Genomic DNA, 21,029 nt, shown 5'->3' on the forward strand with positions numbered 1-21,029 from the left:
CTGATTGACAAAAAGACCCGCCTCGGCGGGTTTTTTTGTGCCGATAGAGGCTGCGCAGTGCATTTGCGCTGTATGGAAGCCTCGGCATTGACTAAGGTGCAAAGGATTGCCCAGGGAGCGTGCTGCATGACTGCTGTGGATTTACCCGCTGTACCGCGAGTGTTGATTGCCGAGGCGGACCCTTGGTCGCGCGATTTGCTCAAGCAGGTGTTGTTGAATGTACGTTGCGACGCGCGGCTGGACGTGTGCGCCGACGGTCAGGAAGCCCTGCAACTGCTGGCCGAAAACCCCTATGACCTGGTGATCGCCGACTGGGAGTTGCCCGGCGTCGACGGCCTGGGCCTGCTGCGCAGCGTGCGCCAGCGCAAGCGCAACCCGGTGCTGCCTTTTATCCTCATGAGCACCCGCAACGACAGCGCCAGCGTGCGCGAAGCCTTGCCGCTGGCGCCGACGGCCTACCTGACCAAGCCGCTGAACATGGAAGGCCTGACCCAGCGCCTGCAGGACCTGCTGCTGGACCCCGGCCAGGAAGTGTCGTGCGAGGTGCCGACCCTGGCGCCGGGCATGGCCCTGTGGACCTTTCTCGAGCGCCGCCGCGAGCTGGCCGACGGCGCGCCGTTGCTCGCCGATGTGCAACTGGCGGTGAAGCGCAGCCTCAACCCCGACGGTCTCGACCTCAAGCTGCTGGAAGAAGAGGTGCGTACCGACCCGCAGATCAACGCGGTGCTGATTGCCGCGGCCAACAGCGCCGCCCAGCACCATGGCAGCGCGGTGCAGACCCTGGCCCAGGCCCTCCACCGGCTGGGTACCGGGCAGAGCATGAACCTGATTCTCGGCCTGGCGCTCAAGCGTAGCGCGCGCCTGAGCGACCCGGCCCTGGGCGATTACGCCGAGCGTTACTGGGAACTGTCGCTGCACACCGCGGAATACGGCCGGACCCTGGCCCGCTTGCTGGACCTGGACCAGGAGCGCTGCTATTGCGCCGGCATGCTGCATCGCCTGGGGGACCTGGCGCTGCTGCGCTGCCTGCAAGAGTGGAAGCAAGCCGGTGGCGCGCTGGACGACATGGAAGAGATCGGCGATGCCCTGGCACAGTTCGGCGCGGCCTATGGTTCGGCCTTGCGCACCCGTTGGCGCCTGCCGCTGGAGCTGCGCGAGCTGATTGCTTCGGCCTACCAGCTCGGTGGCGGGGTTTATTCCCGCGAGGCTCTGGTGATGAACCTCTCTGCCCAGCTCGCCCGCCTGCGGCCCTCCGAGGGCCTCGAAGAGCTGGCCGACAGCAAGACCGCGCGCCTGCTCAAGATCGGCCTGCCGGAGCTGGTTCGCCTGCGTAAAACCGATACGCGAGAAGCGTGAGGACGCCGCGCAATCCTGTAGCCGCTGCCGAGCCCCGCGAGGCTGCGTTCGAGGACAAAGTCCTCGCCAAACCTGGGCACGCGGTTCGCCAGGAAGATCAAGTTGCCGGGTGTTACGACTGCTGCGCAGCCGATCGCAGCCTCGCGGGCTCGGCAGCGGCTACGGTGGGTTGCAGTTGCGACCTACCCCGAAACGATCCGGTTCTTGCCCTGGCGCTTGGCTTCGTACATCGCCGCGTCGGCGCGGGCGAAGAGGCTGTCGAGTTTTTCGTCGTCGGCGGTGAGGCTGGTCAGGCCCTGGCTGACGGTGATGCTGAACTGCTCCTCGCCATGGCTGAAGGTCAGGCGCTGGATTTCCCGCTGCAGGCGTTCGGCAACCTGGCGCGCCATGTCCGGGGCGCAACCGGGGAATAGGGCGGCGAACTCCTCGCCACCGATACGCCCGAACAGATCGCCACGGCGCAGGGTCGCGCGGCCGGTCTCGGCGATGCGTTGCAGGACGTTATCGCCCTCGGGGTGGCCGTAGGTGTCGTTGACCACCTTGAAGTCATCGATATCCAGCAACAGGAAGGCCAGCGGCGTGCCTTGCTGGCGCGCCTGCTCGAATTCGCGGTTGGCGCATTCGAAGAAGTGCCGGCGGTTGCTGCTCTGGGTCAGCACGTCGGTGGTGGCCAGGCGTTGCAGCTCGGTTTCCAGGTGCTTTTTCTCGGTGATGTCCTCGGCCAGGCCGACGATGATCACCCGGTCCCCGGGGGCGGCATTGCGATTGATGAAGCATTTGTCGCTGAGCCAGCGGACCTGGCCCTGGGCATCGATGATGCGGTATTCGCGGTCTTCCACCGCGCCTTTCTCCAGCACCTGGGCCAGGGTCCGCTCGGCGTATTCGAGGTCGTCGGGGTAGACGCTGTCGCGCCATTCGTTGGCGTCGGCCAGCAGCAGGCCGGCGGAGCGGCCGAAAATACGTTCATACGCCGGGCTGACATACAGCACCTGGCGGGCTTCCCAGTCGAAGGCCCAGAGCACGGCATTGACGCTGACCAGCAACGAGCTGAACAGCTGTTCGCGTTCTGTCAGCCGGGCGACCTCGCCCTGGGCATGCATCAGCGCCATCAGGGTTTGCGCGGCCTCGGGCCACTGGGGAAAAGCGGATGGGAGTTGTGGGTTCTTGTTGGCCATCGGCACCGATCTCAAAGCGCTCGCCGCTCGGGAAACGAAGCGGCCACGGAAAGCCCGCCTGGATGGCGAAGTGTTGCTTGAGATAGGGGATTGGCGGCGAAGTTCCCGTTTGCCGCGGTCTGGGAGCCGACAGCCGCTGGGCGGTCACGGTGGCACGGATGACGGGCTGGAACTCATGGGGCGGGGAGGGCAGCGAAGCCCACCCGCCACGGCAGCCGGGCTTGCCATGGCAGGTGAACGGGCCAGCGTCAGAGGCTGGCGGGACGCAGCGAGTAGGTTTTCAACTGGCTGGCGAAGTCGCGCAGCGATTGGATCCCGCTGGCCTCGGCTTCGTGGACCCAGTCCTTGATCGCCGCCAGCATGTCGTGGCCGTTGGAGCTGGTCTTGGCCCAGATCTGCTGCAGCGCCAGGCGCTTTTCGTAGATCACTTTCAGGGCCTGGCTGTGCTCCAGCATGTTCTGGATACGCGCATGGTGGCGCTCTTCCAGCAGGCTGGTCTCGCGCGACAGCAGGCGCTTGGCGCGATGGAACTGGTGGCGCACCGAGTGATCGACCTTGTCCAGCTCCTGCTTGACCAGCGGCGCGATCACCAGCTTGCGGTACTGGGCCATGATCTGGAAACGGTTGTTGAGGATCGCCATCGCCGTGTCCATGTCCAGGTGGCCCTTGCCTTCGACCCGGTGGGCGATCGGCGCGACCCGCTGCACCTTGGCCAGGCGCAGGAAGCTGAACACCTTGATCCAGGCCCAGCCCAGGTCGAACTCCCACTTCTTCACCGACAGCTTGGCCGAGTTGGGGTAGGTGTGATGGTTGTTGTGCAGCTCTTCGCCGCCGACCAGGATGCCCCAGGGCACCAGGTTGGTGGCCGCGTCGCGGCATTCGAAGTTGCGATAGCCGACCGCATGGCCCAGACCGTTGATCACCCCGGCGGCCCAGACCGGGATCCACATCATCTGGATCGCCCAGATGGTGATGCCGATGGTGCCGAACAGCAGCAGGTCGATCACCGCCATCAGCGCCACGCCGCCCAGCTTGTAGCGCGAGTAGAGGTTGCGTTCGATCCAGTCGTCCGGGCAGTTCTTGCCGTAGATGCGCAGGGTTTCCGGGTTTTTCGCCTCTTCGCGGTACAGCTCGGCGCCTTTGCGCAGCACCGTGGACAGGCCCTTGATCACCGGGCTGTGGGGGTCATCCTCGGTTTCGCATTTGGCGTGGTGCTTGCGGTGGATGGCGGTCCACTCGCGGGTGTTCTGCGCCGTGGTCAGCCACAGCCAGAAGCGGAAGAAATGTTTCAGGCCGGCATTGAGCTCCAGGGAGCGGTGGGCTGAATAGCGATGCAGGTAAACCGTGACGCCAACGATGGTCACGTGAGTCATTAACAGGGTGACTGCCACCAGTTGCCAGGCCGACAAGCCAAGAAAACCTTCGTACCACATAGGCTGTAGGGCCCTCGATAAAGAAAAAACAGCAGTCGCATTATCACCGAGCCCACAGAGAAAACCAGTCGCCCTTTCAGATAAGAGTGGCGAGATGTTTCTTCCTCTATAATCCCAAGCTTTCCGTAAGGACATTGACGACCTTATGTCGGTTTCTTCCCGCGACGCTTTGCGCGCAGCCTTGCTCTATCTCTTGTTGTCTGTGGTGTGGTTGCAGCTCAGTGGTCATTTATTGAGCAGTTTCTTCGATGAGTCGAACGATCTGGCGCGCTGGCAACTGATCAACGGGTATCTCTGGGCCCTGGTCAGCGCGGTCCTGATCTTCATCGCGCGGGGCCGTCTGCTGCGTTTGCTGGGTGCCGACTCCTGGCGGCATCACCAGCGCGAGGACCGCGAGCGTCTGCGCCAGGCGGCCGCCGTGTTCGATTGCACCCGCGAAGGGGTGCTGGTCAGCGACCGCCGGGGCCAGATCGTCCACGTGAACCGCGCGTTCATCGAGATCACCGGCTATCAGCGCGACGAGGTGCTGGGCCGCCAGCCGAGCCTGTTCAAGTCCGGGCACCACACGGCGGATTTCTACCAGGCCATGTTCGATTCGCTGAACGCCACGGGCGAGTGGAGCGGCGAGATCTGGAACCGACGCAAATGCGGCGAGATCTACCCGCAGTGGCAGACCATCCGCGCCATCCGCGATGACGACGGCCAGCTCAGCCACTATGTCGCGGTGTTTTCCGACATCAGCGCGATCAAGGATTCCGAGCACGAACTGGCCCACCTGGCGCACCACGATCCGCTGACCGACCTGCCCAATCGCCTGCTGTTCACCGACCGCGCCGAGCAGGCCCTGGCGTCGGCGCAGATCCACAAGCGCGGCTGTGCGCTGCTGATGGTCGACCTGGATCACTTCAAGATGATCAACGACAGCCTCGGACACAATGTCGGCGACCGCCTGCTCAAGGCCGTGGCCCAGCGCCTGCAAGGCATGTTCGGCCCGGGCATCACCCTGGCGCGGCTGGGCGGCGACGAGTTCGCGGTGCTGGTCGAGAGCTGCGCGCAGCCGGGGCAGGCCGCGGTGCTGGCGCAGCGCATCATCGACGGGGTGAAGCAACCTTTCCTGATGGACGAGAACCAGCTGTTCATCAATGCCAGCATCGGCATCAGCCTGTTTCCCAGCGATGCCCTGAGCGCCGAGCAACTGTTGCGCAATGCCGACACGGCGCTGTTCAAGGCCAAGAGCGCCGGGCGCGACAGTTACGCGCTGTACACCGAGGAACTGACGGCCCACGCCCAGCAACGGGTGGAAATTGCCTTCGAATTGCGCCGCGCCCTGGAGCAGCAGGAGCTGCGGGTGTTCTACCAGCCGGTGCACGACCTCGCCAGCAGCCGCCTGGTCGGGGTCGAGGCGCTGGTGCGCTGGGAGCATCCGCAGCGTGGCCTGGTGCCGCCTGGGGAGTTCATTCCGATTGCCGAGCGCGCCGGGCTGATCGCCGAGATCGATGCCTGGGTCATGCAGCAGGCCTGCCGGCAGATGTGCCAATGGCAGGCGGAGGGCATGGCGTTGTCGTTCGTCGCGGTGAATGTCTCCAGCCGCCTGTTCGCCCGCCGCGAGCTGTACCAGCAGGTGGCCCAGGTGCTGCACGACACCGGCCTGGACCCGGCCTACCTGGAGCTGGAAGTCACCGAAAGCGCGGTGATGGAAGACCCGGAGGTCGCCCTGGAGCAGATGCACCGTCTGCGCGAACTGGGGCTGCGCCTGGCCATCGACGACTTCGGCACCGGTTATTCCTCGCTGTTGCGGCTCAAGCGCCTGCCGGTGCAGAAGCTGAAGATCGACCAGGGTTTTGTCGCCGGCCTGCCGGGGGACGAAGACGACGCGGCGATCTCCCGGGTGATCATCGCCCTGGCCCAGAGCATGGGCATGCAGGTGCACGCCGAAGGCATCGAACAGGTGGAACAGGCGCGCTTCCTCCTCGACCAGGGCTGCGACCTGGGCCAGGGCTACTGGTTCGGCCGCCCGGTGCCGGCGGCGCAACTGCAATGGAACCGGGCGCCGCAGATCCACTGATTGCCAGGCTTGCATAGATTCCACCCTGTAGCCGCTGCCGCAGGCTGCGATCGGCCGGAACGGCCGTGGCGCTCGCAAGGACGCAGGAGGACCTGCGGTCCTGTCGCAGCCTGCGGCAGCGGCTACAGGGTTTTCTGCCGCCCGAAGAGACGCAACCCCGCGTCAATTCAAATAATTTCTTCTGGTTATATAAACATTCTTAAATAGTATTTTTAAGAATATCTGCGCCTATCTACTATTGCCCTCACGCCGCAAGCAGTGCCGCCACTGCCAGGCACATCTCATTCAGGAGCAACACCATGAGCGCATCTCTTCGTAGCGTTGACGGCCAGGACGAACAAACCATCTTGCGCGAGATTCAAAGCGCATTGCGCGACCTGCGTTTCGGCGCGGTGGAAATCACCGTGCACAACGCCCAGGTCGTGCAGATCGAACGCAAGGAAAAATTCCGCCTGCAACACCCTGGCAACAAACCAAGCTGAACGCCGCACCACCTCTCGCCACGAGAGGCCCGACTGGACAACCGGAGGGCGTCATCCATGACCCCCAGCCTGAACCCCAGCGTTCGCCCACGAATGCGGGCCTGATTCGCCATAAGAAAAATGCCAGCACATTAAAAAATTTCGGGAGCTCCATCATGTCGTCGATTCGCCGTTATGCCCTGGCTGCCCTCGCCAGCGCCGTTTTTGCCGGTTCCGCCGTTGCCAAGGATTACGAGTTGCTCAACGTGTCGTACGACCCGACCCGCGAGCTGTACCAGGACTACAACAGCGAATTCACAAGCTTCTGGAAAAAGGAACACCCGGGCGACAACGTCAAGATCCAGCAATCCCACGGTGGCTCGGGCAAGCAGGGCCGCGCGGTGATCGACGGCCTGCGCGCCGACGTGGTGACCCTGGCCCTGGCCGGCGACATCGATGAAATCGCCAAGCTCGGCAAGACCCTGCCGGCCGACTGGCAAACACGCCTGCCGGATGCGAGCACGCCCTACACCTCGACCATCGTGTTCCTGGTGCGCAAGGGCAACCCCAAGGGCATCAAGGACTGGGGCGACCTGATCAAGAAAGACGTGTCGGTGATCACGCCGAACCCGAAAACCTCCGGCGGCGCCCGCTGGAACTTCCTCGCCGCCTGGGCCTATGGCCTGAAAGCCGGTGGCAGCGAAGCCCGTGCCCAGGAATACGTGAAGGAGCTGTTCAAGCACGTACCGGTGCTGGATACCGGCGCCCGCGGCTCGACCATCACCTTCGTCAACAACGGTCAGGGCGACGTGTTGCTGGCCTGGGAAAACGAAGCCTTCCTGGCATTGAAGGAAGACGGCGGCGCCGACAAGTTCGACATCGTGGTGCCTTCGCTGTCGATCCTCGCCGAGCCGCCCGTGGCGGTGGTGGACAAGAACGCCGAGAAAAAGGGCAACACCGAGATCGCCGAGGCCTACCTCAAGCACCTGTACAGCCCGGCTGGCCAGGAAATCGCGGCGAAGAACTTCTATCGTCCGCGGGACAAGGATGTGGCGGCCAAATACGCCCAGCAGTTCCCCAAACTGGACCTGGTGACCATCGACAAGGACTTCGGCGGCTGGAAAACTGCCCAACCGAAATTCTTCAACGATGGCGGGGTGTTCGACCAGATCTACCAGGCGCAGTAATCTTCAGTGGCGAGCCCCGGGCGGCAAGACATCCAGGGCTCGCCGAACCGCCAGAGCAATAGGCCCGGATTCGTTTCCGGGCTTTGCGTGTCAACCAAGGACTTTTATGTCGCGTCGTATCTCCCCCGTCATACCCGGCTTCGGGCTGACGCTGGGCTACACCTTGGTGTACCTCAGCCTGATTGTGCTCATACCCCTGGCGGCGATGTTCGTGCATGCCGCCCAACTCACCTGGGATCAGTTCTGGGCCATCGTCTCGGCGCCGCGGGTGCTCGCCGCGCTCAAGCTGAGCTTCGGCACGGCGCTGTACGCGGCGATCATCAATGGCGTGATCGGCACGCTGCTGGCCTGGGTGTTGGTGCGCTACAGCTTTCCCGGACGCAAGATCATCGATGCGATGATCGACCTGCCGTTCGCCTTGCCCACCGCGGTGGCCGGTATCGCGCTGACCGCGCTGTACGCGCCGACCGGCCTGGTCGGCCAGTTTGCCACCGACCTGGGTTTCAAGATTGCCTATACCCCCCTGGGCATCACCCTGGCGCTGACCTTCGTCACCCTGCCGTTCGTGGTGCGCACCGTACAGCCGGTGCTGGCCGACATTCCCCGTGAGGTCGAAGAAGCCGCCGCCTGCCTCGGCGCCAAGCCCTGGCAGGTGTTCCGCCACATCCTGGTACCGGCGCTGCTGCCGGCCTGGCTGACTGGCTTCGCCCTGGCCTTTGCCCGGGGTGTCGGCGAGTACGGTTCGGTGATCTTCATCGCCGGCAACATGCCGATGAAAACAGAAATCCTGCCGCTGCTGATCATGGTCAAGCTCGACCAGTACGATTACACCGGCGCGACCTCCATCGGCGTGTTGATGCTGGTGGTTTCCTTTGTCCTGTTGCTGCTGATCAACCTGCTGCAGCGGCGCATCGAACGACCTTAAGGAGGCGCGAACCATGTCCCAATCGTCCATTTCCGCAGCCTCTTCGGCCAACGCCGACCGTCGTGGCAGCGCCACCTCGCGGCGCATCCTGATCGGCCTTGGCTGGCTGATCTTCGCCCTGTTCCTGCTGCTGCCGCTGTTTATCGTGGTGTCCCAGGGGCTCAAGCTCGGCCTCGGCGCGTTCTTCGCCGCGATCTTCGAGCCGGACGCGCTGTCGGCCCTGAAGCTGACGGTGATCGCCGTGCTGATCTCGGTGCCGCTGAACCTGGTGTTCGGCGTCAGCGCCGCCTGGTGCGTGAGCAAATACACCTTCCGCGGCAAGAGCATCCTGGTGACCCTGATCGATTTGCCGTTCTCGGTCTCGCCGGTGATCGCCGGCCTGGTCTATGTGCTGATGTTCGGCGCCCAGGGCCTGTTCGGGCCGTGGCTGCAGGATCACGATATCCAGATCGTGTTCGCCCTGCCGGGCATCGTCCTGGCGACCATCTTCGTCACCGTGCCCTTCGTCGCCCGTGAGCTGATCCCGCTGATGCAGGAGCAGGGCACCCAGGAAGAGGAAGCCGCGCGGCTGCTGGGGGCCAACGGCTGGCAGATGTTCTGGCATGTGACCGTGCCGAACATCAAGTGGGGCCTGATCTACGGCGTGGTGCTCTGCACCGCGCGGGCCATGGGGGAGTTCGGCGCGGTGTCGGTGGTTTCCGGGCACATTCGCGGGGTGACCAACACCCTGCCGCTGCACGTCGAGATCCTCTACAACGAATACAACCACGTCGCCGCGTTCGCCGTCGCGAGCCTGTTGCTGATCCTGGCGCTCTTCATCCTGCTGCTCAAGCAGTGGAGCGAAAACCGTATCAACCGCCTGCGCGCCAGCGCCGCGGAGGAATGAATCATGTCGATCGAAGTCCGTAACGTCAGCAAGAACTTCAACGCCTTCAAGGCCCTGAACAGCATCAACCTGGACATCCAGAGCGGCGAGCTGGTGGCGCTGCTGGGCCCGTCCGGCTGCGGCAAGACCACCTTGCTACGGATCATCGCCGGCCTGGAAACCCCGGACGCCGGCAGCATCGTGTTCCACGGCGAGGACGTCTCCGGCCACGATGTGCGCGATCGCAACGTCGGTTTCGTGTTCCAGCACTACGCGCTGTTCCGCCACATGAGCGTGTTCGACAACGTTGCCTTCGGCCTGCGCATGAAGCCGAAAAACCAGCGCCCGAGCGAAAGCAAGATCGCCGAGAAGGTCCATGAGCTGTTGAACATGGTGCAGCTGGACTGGCTCGCCGACCGCTACCCGGAACAGCTGTCCGGTGGCCAGCGCCAGCGGATCGCCCTGGCCCGCGCTCTGGCGGTGGAGCCGAAAGTGCTGCTGCTGGACGAACCCTTCGGCGCCCTGGATGCCAAGGTGCGCAAGGAGCTGCGGCGCTGGCTGGCGCGGCTGCACGAAGACATCAACCTGACCTCGGTATTCGTCACCCACGACCAGGAGGAAGCCATGGAAGTGGCGGACCGTATCGTGGTGATGAACAAGGGCGTGATCGAGCAGATCGGCTCGCCGGGCGAGGTGTACGAGAACCCGGCCAGCGACTTCGTCTACCACTTCCTCGGCGACTCCAACCGCCTGCACCTGGGCGAGGATCACCATGTGCTGTTCCGCCCGCACGAAGTGTCGCTGTCACGCTCCGAACTGGCCGACCACCATGCCGCCGAAGTGCGCGATATCCGTCCGCTGGGCGCCACCACCCGGGTGACCTTGAAGGTCGAAGGGCAGAGCGAACTGATCGAGGCCGAAGTGGTGAAAGACCATGACAGCCTGGTCGGGCTGGCCAAGGGCGAGACGCTGTTCTTCAAGCCCAAGGTCTGGCAGAAGGTCGCCAATATCTAAAAGGCAAAGGCATCGCGGGCAAGCCTCGCTCCTACAGAAGAAACAGGAGCGAGGCTTGCCCGCGATTGCGATCTACACCGCCGCGCGCTTCGGATTGACCCGCACCCCTCCCGCCCGCGCCTCGATCTCATGCTTGAGCGCCTGGCGCAGCCCCAGCAGAAACGCCAGCTCCGCCACCACGAACAACGGCCCGACGATCAGCCCCGAGACGTCATCGACAAAGGCCGGCTTGCGTCCTTCGTAGTAATGGCCGACGAACTGGATCACCCAGCCGATCACGAACATGCCCACCCCGCTGGCCAGCCAGACCAGGGTGCTTTGCTGCGCCAGCCCATGGCCGGCCCACACCGACAGCCCCATCAACAGCGTCATCAGCAGGCCCAGGCGCAGTTCCAGGCGCAGGTAGAACGCGCAGGACGCCAGCGCCAGCAGCAGCGCCGGCGACAGCCACAGCCCGGCGACCGGCCAGGCGGGGCGCGACAGCAGCACCGCGACGGCCAGCACAATCAGCGGAATGCCGATAAAGTGGCTGGCGATGTTGCGCGGATCACGGTGGTAGGCGGCGTATTGACTGAGATGGTCGACGAGGCTTTTCATTGTTGTTCCTCCTGTAGGGTGATCGAATCATGCCCTGCGCCGATCGCCGGTTCTGTCGGCTAGGCGACAATCGGCTCGCTGCCCCCGTGGATAAAACTATCGATGAAGATGCAGGTCTGGCGCGAGCGCCTGATGAGCGGCCAGTGGTTCAGCCGCTTGCCCGCTCAATTACAGAATAGTTTGTTGGTCAATGCCCGTTTGCGCTCGCTGGCGCCGGGCCAGCGCCTGTTCCAGCGCGGCGATCCGCCCTGCGGCCTGTACGCGGTGCTGGAAGGCACGGTGCGCATCGGCGCGGTCAGCGAGCAAGGCAAGGAGGCGCTGCTGAGCCTGGTGGAGGCGCCGCACTGGTTCGGCGAGATCAGCCTGTTCGACGGCCAGCCGCGCACCCATGACGCCTATGCCGTGGGCCCGTGCAGCCTGCTCAATGTGCCCCAGGCGGCGCTGCTCGAACTGCTGGACGAACACCCGCAATACTGGCGGCAGCTGGCGCTGCTGATGAGCCACAAGCTGCGCCTGACCTTTATCAACCTCGAACAGCTGAGCCTGATGCCGGCCCCGGCGCGGGTGGCCAACCGCCTGTTGATGATCGCCCGCGGCTACGGCGAAACCGACACCACGCGGCGGGTCCTGCACCTGCCCCAGGAGCAACTGGCGCTGCTGCTGTCGCTGTCGCGCCAGACCACCAACCAGATCCTCAAGGACTTGCAGGGGCAGGGCATTCTCAAGCTGGGTTACGGCGAGATCGAGATCCTCGACGAAGCGCGGTTGCGGGTATTGGCCGGAGTTTGACCTGCAGATCGCGATGAGGCCGGCCTTACCACCGCCAATCCACGGCTAACGCAACCCATCGCGAAACTGCCCCGGGGTCATCCCGGTCCAGCGTTTGAACGCGCGGCTGAAGCTGCTGGCGTCGGCGAACCCCAGCAGGTAGCTGATCTCGCTCAGGGAGCACTGCGGGTCGCGCAGGTGCAGCAGGGCGAGGTTCTCCCGGCATTCGTTGAGCAGGGTGTCGAAGCGACAACCCTCGTCCGCCAGGTGGCGTTGCAGGCTGCGCAGGCTCAGGTGCAGGGCCTGGGCCACCCGTTCGGCCGAAGGTTCGCCCTCCGGCAGCTGGGCCTCGATCACCCCGCGCACCTTGCGCTCCCAGGTCAAAGGTTGCAGTTGCATCAGGGTGCGCTTGAGCACCGCCTCGTTGTGTTCGGCCAGTTCCGGGTTGGCGTCGTCCAGGTGGCTGTCGAAATCGTGCAGGCCGAACTCCAGGCGATCCTCGTCGGCGCCGAAAAACACCGGCGCGCGAAACACCGTGTGCCATTGCCTGGGGTCCGCCGGCTCGGGGCGTCGCAGGTACACCGCCAGCGGCGCGTAGTCGCGGCCCAGGCGGTTGCGGCAGGTGCGCACGTAGATCGCGACAAAGGCGTCGATGGCCTCGACCGCCGGCTCCGGATTGCCTTCGGGCACCTTCAGGCGAAAGCGATAGCGGTCCTCGGTGCGGGTCAGCTCCAGCTCCAGGGCATCGCTGACCACCTGGTGATAACGCACGATGCGCTCGAACACTTCCCGCAGGCTGCCGCTGGCCACCAGTGCATAACCCAGGGCATGGAAGGTGGTCGGGCTAACGAAGCGCGAGACCCGCAGGCCTATGGCCGGGTCGCCGCTGGCCTGCACCGCCAGCTGCCACAGGCGGGTGGTGGCCGACAGCGGGTAACGCGCGTTGGGATCATCCATCAGCTGTGGGTCGAGGCCGGCCTGGTGGCACAGGGCTGTGCTGTCGAGGCCCAGGGCATCGAGCTGCTTGCGCAGGGCGCGGGTCCAGCTGGCGAGGGAAGTGGGTTCGGTCATGGCGGTTGGCGCGTCCGGTCAACAGGTTGGCGTCCGCGGCTAGCGCCCGGCGCGTGGGCGCAGGGCAGGATGCGAACATCAATAACCAGAGGATGGAAGCATGTACGGTACTTCTGCAAGTCCCGACCGGCTGAATGCTCAGCAACGATCGGCGCATATTCGTGAGGTGGTGCTGGCCAGGGGCGTCGAGTTGCGCGAGCGCTACCCGCTGCTCAAGCATCAGGACGCGCTGGGCGCAGGCATCCTGGCCTTGGCCCTGGCCGGGATGATCGGCACGGCGGCGCTCTATATCGGCGGGTACCTGGCCTGGTGGGCCTGCCTGCTGCTCAACGCGTTTTTCGCCTCCTTGACCCACGAGCTGGAACACGACCTGATCCACAGCATGTATTTCCGCAAGCAGCGCGTCCCCCACAACCTGATGCTGGCGCTGGTCTGGCTGGCGCGGCCGAGCACCATCAACCCGTGGATCCGCCGCCATCTGCACCTCAATCACCACAAGGTGTCCGGTACCGAGGCCGACATGGAGGAGCGCGCCATCACCAACGGCGAGCCCTGGGGCATCGCCCGCCTGCTGATGGTTGGCGACAATGTCATGTCGTCATTGATCCGCACCCTGCGCGCCAGGACCTGGGCGCACAAGCGCAACATCCTCAAGCGCACCCTGAAGGTGTACGCACCACTGGCGCTGTTGCACTGGGGGGCCTGGTATGTGTTTCTCGGCTTCCACGCCGCCAATGGCGTCGCCGCGCTGCTGGGTGCGCCGATCGACTGGTCGGCCAGCACCCTGGCAGTGATGCAGGTGCTCGATATCGCCGTGGTGGTGATCGTCGGCCCCAACGTGCTGCGCACCTTCTGCCTGCACTTCGTCAGCTCGAACATGCATTACTACGGCGACATCGAAGCGGGCAACGTGATCCAGCAGACCCAGGTGCTCAACCCCTGGTGGCTGTGGCCGTTGCAGGCGTTCTGCTTCAATTTCGGCAGCACCCACGGTATCCATCATTTCGTGGTCAAGGAACCCTTCTACATCCGCCAGCTGACCGCGCCGGTGGCGCACAAGGTGATGGCCGAGATGGGCGTGCGCTTCAACGATTTCGGCACCTTCGGCCGGGCCAACCGCTTTATCCGCAAGGAACAGGTGGCGGCGCAGGCGGTGCGGGGTGTCGGGGCGTGATGTATCGCGTTTGAGGGCCAATCGCGAGCAAGCTCGCTCCTACAAGTACATGGATAACCTGTAGGAGCGAGCTTGCTCGCGATGGCGATTCCGCAGACGCGCAACCTTCGGCGTTTTCCCCCACCTGTAGCCGCTGCCGCAGGCTGCGATCGGCCGGCACGGCCGTGGCGATCTTGAAATCGCCAGAGGTCCTGCGACCAGCGTGGCCCGGACCAGCGTGGCCTGCGGCAGCGGCTACAGGATCAATCCGGCTGGAACGGCGAGGCGCTGAGGATCACCCCGGTTTCGTCCACGTATTGCTGCCAATGGCCGATCAGCGCGTGGAGCTTGCCCGGCTCGCTTTGGGCCAGGTCGTGGATCTCCCCCGGGTCCTGGCTCAGGTCGTACAGCTGCCAGGTCGCCGGGCCCACCGGGCCGGGGATGTACACCGCTTTCCAGTGGCCCTGGCGAATCGCCCGGCGGCCGAACAGTTCCCAGCCGGTGACCGTGTGTTCGTCATGCACCTGCGCGGTCTCGCCGGACAGGAAACCCAGCCACGACTTGCCGCGCAATGGCGCCACCTCCTTGCCGCGCCAGCGTTTGCCGGGATGACGCACGCCGGCCAGGTCGAGAATGGTCGGGGTGATGTCCATCACCGTGCCGAAGCCATGGCTGATCCGCCCCTTGAGCGCCAACTGCGGGTAATGCACCAGCGCCGGCACGCGGATCCCGCCTTCGGTGGTGAAGGCCTTGAACAGGCGTGACGGCGCGGTGGCGACCTGGGCCCAGGCCGGGCCGTACCAGACGTAGGAGTTGGCGCGGCCGATGTTGTCCAGGCTGTTGTCGTAGTGCTGGTTGAGGTAGGTCAACAGCTGCGGGCCGAACTTGGGGAAGGCTTCCAGCAGCGCGCCTTCGGCACCGTTGTCGGACATGAACAGGATAAAGGTGTTGTCCAGTTGGCCCTGCTGGCGCAGGTAGTCCACCACCCGGCCGATGTTCCAGTCCATGCGCTCGACCATCGCCGCGTAGACCTCCATGGCCCGCGCGGAAACTTGCCGCTGCTGCTCGCTCAAGGCCGCCCATTCGGCGCTCAGGCCCAGCAGCGGGTGCGGCTCCACATCGGCCTCGATCAGCCCCAGTTGCTTGAGCTTTTCCAGACGCTCCAGGCGCAGCACCTCGGGGCCGGCGTCATAGCGGCCACGGTACTTGGCGACCACCTCCTCGGGCGCCTGCAACGGCCAGTGCGGCGCGGAAAACGGCAGGTAGGCGAAGAACGGCCGGGTCTGGTCGCGCTCCTTGAGGTACTGCAGCAGCTTGTCGCCGAAGGCGTCGGAGGAATAGAAATCCTTGGGCAATTGCTCGATGAAGCGGTCGTCCTCGATGTACAGCGCCGGGGTGGATTTGAGCAGCCCTGGGGTGTGTTCGTCGTAGGTCGGCTCGAAACCGTAGTGGTTGGCGGCGCCGGGCAGCAGCGAGAACGAACGCTCGAAACCCCGGGCATGGGGCGCCAGTTCGGCGGTCAGGCCCAGGTGCCATTTGCCGCTCATCAGGGTCTGGTAGCCGGCGTCGCGCAGCAGCTCGGGCAGGGCCACCACGCGGTCGTTGAGGTGGCCCTCGTAGCCCGGCTTGCCGATCAGTTCCGGGGTCAGGGCCTCGGCCATGGTGCCGATGCCGGCGATATGGTGGTCGGTGCCGGTGAGCAGCATGGAGCGGGTCGGCGAGCAGGTCGGCGCGGTGTGGAAGTCGGTCAGGCGCAGGCCGCCTTCGGCCAGGGCATCGAGGTTCGGCGTGGCGATTTCGCCGCCGAAGGCACCGAGATCGGAAAAGCCCAGGTCGTCGGCCAGGATCACCAAAAAGTTGGGACGTTGCGGCATCTGTTCACTCCTTGTCAGCAAGCAATAAAGGCCAGTGGCAGGTCACGGATCTGGGCGGGCAAAGGCACCTGGTAGTGATAGTCACGGGTCAGTTCGTGGAGCAGTTCTTCGCGCAGCTGGTGGAAGTCGAAACTGCTGCGCTGGCGCGGATGAGGCAGGGCGATGTCCACCACCCGCTTGATCCGGCCCGGGCGTGGTTCCATCACCACCACGCGGTCGGCGAGGAAGATTGCTTCCTCGACGTCATGGGTGACCAGCACCGTGGTGATCCTGGCCCGCTCGCGGATCGCCAGCAGCTCGTCCTGCATCTGCTGGCGGGTCAGCGCGTCGAGGGCGCCGAAGGGTTCGTCCAGCAACAGGATGCGCGGGCTGGCCACCAGGCCGCGGGCGATGGCTACTCGTTGCGCCATGCCGCCGGACAGCTGGTGCGGGTAGGCGCGGGTGAAGTCGGTGAGGCCCACCAGTTCGATGAAATCGGCGATGCGGGTTTGCCGTTCTGTGGTGCTCAAAGCTTCGTTGACCAGGCCCAGGCCGATGTTTTCCGCGACCGTCAGCCAGGGGAACAGGCGATGTTCCTGGAACACGATGCCGCGTTCGCCGCCGATGCCGCTGACGGCCTTGCCGTCGACGCGGATCTCGCCGCGAAACTGCGTATCCAGGCCGATCAGCAGGCGCAGCAGGGTGGATTTGCCGCAGCCGCTTGCGCCGACGATGGCGACGAATTCGCCCTCGGCGATCTCCAGGTTGAATTCGCGGATCGCCTCCAGCTCGCCGCCGGCGACCTCGAAGGTCTTGCCCACATGGCTGAAGCTGACGATGGGGGAAGGTGCGGGTGCGTTCATGCGTGTCTCCAGCGTGTGGCGCGGGTTTCGAGCTGTTGGCCAATAAGGTTGAGCAGGGCGCCGGTGAGCCCCACCAGGAGCATGCCGGCCATGATCAGGTCCATGCGCAGCAGCTGCTGGGCGCCGATCATCTGGCTGCCGATGCCGCCGTTGGACGGCATGAAATATTCCGCGCCGATGGTCCCCAGCCAGGCGTAGATCAGGCTCAGGCGCAGGCCGGCGAAGATCCCCGGCGCGGCGCCCGGCAGCACCAGGCGGCGCAGGCGTTGCCAGAGGTTCAGGCGCAGCACTTGCGCCGCCTCGGTCAGTTGCGGCGACAGGTTGGCGACGCTGCGCTGGGTGGCGATAAACAGCGGGAAGAACGCGGCCAGCGCGACAAATACCCATTTCGCCAGCTCCCCGAGGCCGAACCAGGCGGTGAGCAGCGGCACCCAGGCGAAAATGGCGATCTGCCGCAGCGCCGCCAGGGTCGGCCCCAGAAGACGTTCGCTCAGAGGCGACAGGCCCAGCAGCAGGCCCAGGGCAAACCCCAGGCCGCCCCCCAGCAGCAGGCCGCCGAGGGTGCGCCGCAGGCTCAGGCCCAGGCCGCCCGACAGGCTGCCGTCGAGCAGGCCGTTCCAGGTGGTTTGCAGCACCGTCAGCGGGCTCACCAGAATATTGGCGTCGACCCATTCCAGCTGGTTCGCCACTTGCCACAGCGCCAGCAGGAACAGCGGTAGCAGCCACGGCTGCAGGCGTTGCCAGCCCTGGTAGCGCGGGCCGCGGCGGATCTGCGCGATGGCCGGGTGCGGCCAGTGCACCAGGGCCTTGTCCAGCAGGCCGATGCCGCGGTCCATGGCCACGCCCATCACCCCGATCACCACGATGCAGACGAAGACGATATCCAGCATGAACAGCTGGCGCGCCCAGACCATCAGGTAGCCGATGCCTTCGCTGGAGGCCAGCAGCTCCACCGCCAGCAGCGAGGTCCAGCCGGCGGCCAGGGCCAGGCGCACGCCGGCCATGAAGGCGGGCAGGGCGGCGGGCAGCACCAGCCGGCGGACCAACAGCAGCGGCGGCAGGCGCAGCACGGCGGCGGCTTCGCGCAATCTGGGCTGGGCATCGCGCACGCCGACCAGGGTATGCAGGGTCACCGGCACCACGATGGCCTTGACCAGCACCACCAGCTTGAGCAGTTCGCCGATGCCGAAAAACACCATGAACAGCGGAATCCAGGCCAGGGTCGGAACCTGGGACAGGGCGGCGAAGGTGGGGAACACCAGGCGTTCCAGGCGCCGGCTGGAACCCAGCGCCGCGCCCAGCACGGCGCCGGCGCCGATGCCCGCCAGCAGGCCCCAGGCCAACCGTTGCAGGCTGATCGCCAGATGGCTCCACAGCTCGCCGCCGGCCAGCTCGAGCGCGCTGCTCCAGACCAATGCCGGTGCCGGCAGGATCTGCTCGCTCATCCAGGTATTGCGGCTGGCCAGCCACCACAGGGCGAACAGGCCCAGGGGCAGCAGCCAGGGCAACAGCCGCCGGTGGATGCGCGGCCAGGACAGCGGCTTATCGGCGGGCGCGGCCAACGGCAAGCTGAGAAGGGAAACACGGGCCATGGACGATCTCCGTTGTCGGGTTTCTTGCTGATTTCAACCGTCTTCTTTCTGTAGGAGCGAGCTTGCTCGCGATAGCGGCATCGGGGCCAAAACCGGCCTGCGGCCTATCGCGAGCAAGCTCGCTCCTACAGTTCGTGTTTGGTTATATAAAAAGTTATATCAATGCTATTGAGAGATAAGAGAGGCCATTTAAGGCCTCCAGGCACGCCGCATCCAATGCATTTGGAGAATATTTTCGATGCTGACCATGCATACGCCGCGCAGAGCCGCGTCCTGGCTGGTTTATTCGAACAGGTTATTAAAATGTGAATTTATAGTATTTAAAGCTTTGATCGCCTTGAGCCTACCTTCTGCTCCTCAATGCCCGTCGCAGCCAGGAGCCACACCTTATGAACCTTCCCTTCAAACGCGTCCTCAGTCTGTTCGCCGCGCCGGCCCTGGCGGGGCTCCTGGGGTACCTGCCGCTGCTGGCCCAGGCGGATGAACTCAAGCAGATCCGCATCGCCGTGCCGGACCTCAGCGCCGGCACCCAGCACAGCGGCGGCGGGGTGACGGACGTGCTGCGCCAGCAGCAGATCTTCGAAAAGGCCTTCGCCGACCAGGGCATCAGCATCCAGTGGAACTACTTCAAGGGCGCCGGCCCAGTGATCAACGAGGCCTTCGCCAACGGCCAGGTGGACCTCGCCTACCTGGGGGACCTGGCGGCGATCATCGGCAAGTCCAACGGCCTGGATACCCGCCTGCTGAGCGCCACCGCCCGTGGGGTCAAGCAGTACCTGGGAGTGGTGCCGGGCTCGGGGATCAAGACCTTGCAGGACCTCAAGGGCAAGCGGGTCGCGGTGTTCCGCGGCACGGCCACGCAGTTGTCGCTGGATGCCGCGCTGGCTAGCCAGGGTCTGAGCGAGAAGGACCTGAAGATCATCAACCTGGATTTCACCGCGGCGGTCGCGGCGCTGGCGGCGAAGCAGATCGATGCTACCTGGGGCGGTTCCAACTTGAACGCCTTGCAGGCCAAGGGCCTGGCCGAGGTGCCGCTGAACACCAAGGACCTGGGCGGCGCCGGTAGCGTGCAGGCGGTGCTGGTGGGCAGCGGCGCCTTCGTCGATGCCTATCCCGAGGTGGTGGAGAAGCTGCTCAAGGCCCAGCAACAGGCCGTGCAGTGGCTGACCCAGGACAGCAACAAGGACGCCTATATCGAACTGGTGTCGGGGCTGGCCAGCTACCCGCCGCTGGTGCTGCAGCAGGACCTCAAGGATCAGCGCTTCAGCGAAATCTTCCCCTCGACCCTGGACCCGGTGTTCCTCGGTAAATTGCAGGACGCGGTGGACCTGGCCGCGCAGCAGCGGCTGATCCGCAAGCCGTTCAAGGTCAGCGAATGGGTGGCGCCGCAGTTGGCCGCCGCCGGCCTGTAAGGCCACCTGGCAATCCGCTTACGTCCCGTAGCCGCTGCCGAGCCTGCGAGGCTGCGTACGAGGACGCAGTCCTCGCCAAATCTGTCCATGCGGTTTACCAGGAGGAAGGCGGTGCATGGTTTTGCGGCCCCTGCGGGGCCGATCGCAGCCTCGCGGGCTCGGCAGCGGCTACAGATTGCGTCTTCTGCAGGCGCGAGCTTGCCCGCGATGGCGTCCTAGGACGCCATGCTGACCTGCTGCCGATCCACCGCCACCAGCACTTCGATCATCTTGCGGGCCGCCGGCGACAGGCGAAATCCCGTGCGGCTGACGATGCCGCAGCGGGCGTTCATGCTCTCGATGTTCTGCGGCAGGTTGCGCCAGTGCAGCAGCGCCAGGGAACCCTGTTCGATGTCCTCGACGAAGGCTTCTTCGGTGCCCACGCCAATCGCATTGGACTGGCGCACGATCTTCACCAGCGCCGGGAAATGCTCGGTCTGGATGGTCGGGGAAAAGTCGATGCGCCCGCTGAGGTTGGCCAGCAGCTTGCGGATTCCCGGCGGGATCAGCGTGGTGGCCAGCGGGTAGTCGAACATGTCGTTGGTCGACAGGCTTTCCTTGGCCAGCAGCGGGTGCCCCGGGCGGCAGAAAAACACCCCGCGCTTGGGCGTCAGGGGCTGGGTCTGGAAGTTCGGGTCGGCTTCGAAATGGCGGATGTCGGCGATAAAGAATTCGATCTCTTCGCGGCTCAGGCTGCGGCTGAGTTTTTCCCAGTTATCCACCTCCAGGCAGATGCGCACCTTGGGGTGGATGCCGGTGAATTGCGCCACCGCGTCGGGCACCAGTTTCACCGCCGGCGCCGGGCCGCAACCGAAGCGCAGCTCGCCAGCGTCGAGCTTGGTCATCTGCGTCACTTCGCTGCTCAGCAAGGCCGCGCCCTGCACCAGGCTCAGGGCGTGCTGCAACACCACCTGGCCTTCCGGGGTGGGACGCAAATCCTTGTTGCCACGGTCCACCAGCACGCAGCCGAACTCCTGCTCCAGGCCCTGGATACTGCGGCTGAAGGCCGGCTGGGTGATGCCCATGGCGTCGGCCGCGCGGACAAAACTGCGGTGTTCGTTGAGGGCGATGAAGTAACGCAATTGGCGAAGATCCATATGCTTTCCCGGCATCCGAAAAATAGCCCGAAGGCATTTGCGACGAGTGAGGAATGAGGTTTTAAATGCAAGCTCTTATTCCGTCAACGAAGCATGTGAATAT

Annotated in this window: 18 protein-coding genes; 10 read left to right on the forward strand and 8 right to left on the reverse strand. The window is 64.9% G+C overall.

Annotated elements, in window-relative coordinates:
* The first annotated feature begins 126 nt into the window (after nt 1-126).
* Nucleotides 127-1,356, forward strand: coding sequence for an HDOD domain-containing protein (locus tag AC3RCP_RS02210; protein WP_492571733.1), 1,230 nt, complete (start codon nt 127-129; stop codon nt 1,354-1,356).
* A 182-nt stretch (nt 1,357-1,538) separates the two neighbouring features.
* Here the strand turns inward: AC3RCP_RS02210 and AC3RCP_RS02215 are convergent, their stop codons facing one another.
* Nucleotides 1,539-2,531, reverse strand: a complete 993-nt coding sequence (locus AC3RCP_RS02215) for a GGDEF domain-containing protein (protein WP_007921510.1) — start codon at nt 2,529-2,531, stop codon at nt 1,539-1,541.
* Nucleotides 2,532-2,779: 248 nt separating this feature from the next.
* Nucleotides 2,780-3,964, reverse strand: a complete 1,185-nt coding sequence (gene desA / locus AC3RCP_RS02220) for a delta-9 fatty acid desaturase DesA (RefSeq protein ID WP_007921512.1) — start codon at nt 3,962-3,964, stop codon at nt 2,780-2,782.
* Between the two features lie 145 nt (nt 3,965-4,109).
* Between desA and dibA the strand changes: the two genes are divergently transcribed.
* From dibA to AC3RCP_RS02250, 6 genes are all read left to right on the forward strand, one after another.
* A complete protein-coding gene (gene dibA, locus AC3RCP_RS02225; protein WP_007921514.1) occupies nt 4,110-6,029 on the forward strand; it encodes a phosphodiesterase DibA in 1,920 nt (639 codons plus the stop codon).
* A 299-nt stretch (nt 6,030-6,328) separates the two neighbouring features.
* Nucleotides 6,329-6,511 (forward strand): sulfur starvation response protein OscA, encoded by a 183-nt coding sequence (gene oscA, locus AC3RCP_RS02230; RefSeq protein WP_007921516.1) that lies wholly within the window; start codon nt 6,329-6,331, stop codon nt 6,509-6,511.
* A 155-nt stretch (nt 6,512-6,666) separates the two neighbouring features.
* Complete coding sequence (locus tag AC3RCP_RS02235) at nt 6,667-7,677, forward strand: sulfate ABC transporter substrate-binding protein (protein ID WP_007921518.1); 1,011 nt, start codon at nt 6,667-6,669, stop codon at nt 7,675-7,677.
* Between the two features lie 106 nt (nt 7,678-7,783).
* The gene (cysT, locus tag AC3RCP_RS02240; RefSeq protein ID WP_007921521.1) at nt 7,784-8,602 is read left to right on the forward strand and encodes a sulfate ABC transporter permease subunit CysT; all 819 of its coding nucleotides are present in this window, start codon (nt 7,784-7,786) and stop codon (nt 8,600-8,602) included.
* A 13-nt stretch (nt 8,603-8,615) separates the two neighbouring features.
* On the forward strand, nt 8,616-9,488 hold the full coding sequence (cysW, locus tag AC3RCP_RS02245) for a sulfate ABC transporter permease subunit CysW (RefSeq protein WP_007921522.1): 873 nt from the start codon (nt 8,616-8,618) through the stop codon (nt 9,486-9,488).
* A gap of 3 nt (nt 9,489-9,491) precedes the next feature.
* The gene (locus AC3RCP_RS02250; RefSeq protein ID WP_007921524.1) at nt 9,492-10,481 is read left to right on the forward strand and encodes a sulfate/molybdate ABC transporter ATP-binding protein; all 990 of its coding nucleotides are present in this window, start codon (nt 9,492-9,494) and stop codon (nt 10,479-10,481) included.
* 72 nt (nt 10,482-10,553) lie between these two features.
* Here AC3RCP_RS02250 and AC3RCP_RS02255 read toward each other — a convergent pair whose 3' ends face one another.
* The gene (locus AC3RCP_RS02255; RefSeq protein ID WP_101336456.1) at nt 10,554-11,078 is read right to left on the reverse strand and encodes an Mpo1 family 2-hydroxy fatty acid dioxygenase; all 525 of its coding nucleotides are present in this window, start codon (nt 11,076-11,078) and stop codon (nt 10,554-10,556) included.
* A gap of 102 nt (nt 11,079-11,180) precedes the next feature.
* Here AC3RCP_RS02255 and AC3RCP_RS02260 point away from each other — a divergent pair, with 102 nt between their 5' ends.
* Nucleotides 11,181-11,867 (forward strand): Crp/Fnr family transcriptional regulator, encoded by a 687-nt coding sequence (locus AC3RCP_RS02260; RefSeq protein WP_492571732.1) that lies wholly within the window; start codon nt 11,181-11,183, stop codon nt 11,865-11,867.
* A gap of 45 nt (nt 11,868-11,912) precedes the next feature.
* On the opposite strand, the gene AC3RCP_RS02265 is transcribed toward AC3RCP_RS02260, so the two are convergent.
* Nucleotides 11,913-12,917, reverse strand: coding sequence for an AraC family transcriptional regulator (locus tag AC3RCP_RS02265; RefSeq protein ID WP_009041634.1), 1,005 nt, complete (start codon nt 12,915-12,917; stop codon nt 11,913-11,915).
* A gap of 100 nt (nt 12,918-13,017) precedes the next feature.
* Between AC3RCP_RS02265 and AC3RCP_RS02270 the strand changes: the two genes are divergently transcribed.
* Nucleotides 13,018-14,091: a fatty acid desaturase gene (locus tag AC3RCP_RS02270; RefSeq protein ID WP_492571731.1), complete on the forward strand. Its 1,074-nt coding sequence runs from the start codon at nt 13,018-13,020 to the stop codon at nt 14,089-14,091.
* A 242-nt stretch (nt 14,092-14,333) separates the two neighbouring features.
* Here AC3RCP_RS02270 and AC3RCP_RS02275 read toward each other — a convergent pair whose 3' ends face one another.
* The 3 genes from AC3RCP_RS02275 to AC3RCP_RS02285 are packed head-to-tail and all read right to left on the reverse strand — an operon-like array spanning nt 14,334 to nt 18,378.
* Nucleotides 14,334-15,944 (reverse strand): arylsulfatase, encoded by a 1,611-nt coding sequence (locus tag AC3RCP_RS02275; RefSeq protein ID WP_492571730.1) that lies wholly within the window; start codon nt 15,942-15,944, stop codon nt 14,334-14,336.
* 14 nt (nt 15,945-15,958) lie between these two features.
* Nucleotides 15,959-16,786: an ABC transporter ATP-binding protein gene (locus AC3RCP_RS02280; protein ID WP_492571729.1), complete on the reverse strand. Its 828-nt coding sequence runs from the start codon at nt 16,784-16,786 to the stop codon at nt 15,959-15,961.
* Nucleotides 16,783-18,378, reverse strand: a complete 1,596-nt coding sequence (locus tag AC3RCP_RS02285; RefSeq protein ID WP_492571728.1) for an ABC transporter permease — start codon at nt 18,376-18,378, stop codon at nt 16,783-16,785. The genes AC3RCP_RS02280 and AC3RCP_RS02285 overlap by 4 nt, the downstream gene beginning before the upstream one ends.
* Before the next feature lie 389 nt (nt 18,379-18,767).
* Between AC3RCP_RS02285 and AC3RCP_RS02290 the strand changes: the two genes are divergently transcribed.
* A complete protein-coding gene (locus AC3RCP_RS02290) occupies nt 18,768-19,790 on the forward strand; it encodes an ABC transporter substrate-binding protein (protein ID WP_492571727.1) in 1,023 nt (340 codons plus the stop codon).
* 215 nt (nt 19,791-20,005) lie between these two features.
* Here AC3RCP_RS02290 and AC3RCP_RS02295 read toward each other — a convergent pair whose 3' ends face one another.
* Nucleotides 20,006-20,926 carry a LysR family transcriptional regulator gene (locus AC3RCP_RS02295; RefSeq protein ID WP_007932927.1) on the reverse strand — a complete coding sequence of 307 codons (921 nt, stop codon included), beginning with the start codon at nt 20,924-20,926 and terminating at the stop codon, nt 20,006-20,008.
* Between the last annotated feature and the right edge of the window lie 103 nt (nt 20,927-21,029).

The sequence above is a fragment of the Pseudomonas sp. GW822-FHT05A08 genome (assembly GCF_058800485.1).

What these genes read in the sequence shown, in the direction of transcription:
- AC3RCP_RS02210 (WP_492571733.1), top strand. Translation starts at nt 127, where the DNA reads ATGACTGCTGTGGATTTACCCGCTGTACCGCGAGTGTTGATTGCCGAG.
- AC3RCP_RS02215 (WP_007921510.1), bottom strand. Translation starts at nt 2,531, where the DNA reads ATGGCCAACAAGAACCCACAACTCCCATCCGCTTTTCCCCAGTGGCCC.
- desA (WP_007921512.1), bottom strand. Translation starts at nt 3,964, where the DNA reads ATGTGGTACGAAGGTTTTCTTGGCTTGTCGGCCTGGCAACTGGTGGCA.
- dibA (WP_007921514.1), top strand. Translation starts at nt 4,110, where the DNA reads ATGTCGGTTTCTTCCCGCGACGCTTTGCGCGCAGCCTTGCTCTATCTC.
- oscA (WP_007921516.1), top strand. Translation starts at nt 6,329, where the DNA reads ATGAGCGCATCTCTTCGTAGCGTTGACGGCCAGGACGAACAAACCATC.
- AC3RCP_RS02235 (WP_007921518.1), top strand. Translation starts at nt 6,667, where the DNA reads ATGTCGTCGATTCGCCGTTATGCCCTGGCTGCCCTCGCCAGCGCCGTT.
- cysT (WP_007921521.1), top strand. Translation starts at nt 7,784, where the DNA reads ATGTCGCGTCGTATCTCCCCCGTCATACCCGGCTTCGGGCTGACGCTG.
- cysW (WP_007921522.1), top strand. Translation starts at nt 8,616, where the DNA reads ATGTCCCAATCGTCCATTTCCGCAGCCTCTTCGGCCAACGCCGACCGT.
- AC3RCP_RS02250 (WP_007921524.1), top strand. Translation starts at nt 9,492, where the DNA reads ATGTCGATCGAAGTCCGTAACGTCAGCAAGAACTTCAACGCCTTCAAG.
- AC3RCP_RS02255 (WP_101336456.1), bottom strand. Translation starts at nt 11,078, where the DNA reads ATGAAAAGCCTCGTCGACCATCTCAGTCAATACGCCGCCTACCACCGT.
- AC3RCP_RS02260 (WP_492571732.1), top strand. Translation starts at nt 11,181, where the DNA reads ATGAAGATGCAGGTCTGGCGCGAGCGCCTGATGAGCGGCCAGTGGTTC.
- AC3RCP_RS02265 (WP_009041634.1), bottom strand. Translation starts at nt 12,917, where the DNA reads ATGACCGAACCCACTTCCCTCGCCAGCTGGACCCGCGCCCTGCGCAAG.
- AC3RCP_RS02270 (WP_492571731.1), top strand. Translation starts at nt 13,018, where the DNA reads ATGTACGGTACTTCTGCAAGTCCCGACCGGCTGAATGCTCAGCAACGA.
- AC3RCP_RS02275 (WP_492571730.1), bottom strand. Translation starts at nt 15,944, where the DNA reads ATGCCGCAACGTCCCAACTTTTTGGTGATCCTGGCCGACGACCTGGGC.
- AC3RCP_RS02280 (WP_492571729.1), bottom strand. Translation starts at nt 16,786, where the DNA reads ATGAACGCACCCGCACCTTCCCCCATCGTCAGCTTCAGCCATGTGGGC.
- AC3RCP_RS02285 (WP_492571728.1), bottom strand. Translation starts at nt 18,378, where the DNA reads ATGGCCCGTGTTTCCCTTCTCAGCTTGCCGTTGGCCGCGCCCGCCGAT.
- AC3RCP_RS02290 (WP_492571727.1), top strand. Translation starts at nt 18,768, where the DNA reads ATGAACCTTCCCTTCAAACGCGTCCTCAGTCTGTTCGCCGCGCCGGCC.
- AC3RCP_RS02295 (WP_007932927.1), bottom strand. Translation starts at nt 20,926, where the DNA reads ATGGATCTTCGCCAATTGCGTTACTTCATCGCCCTCAACGAACACCGC.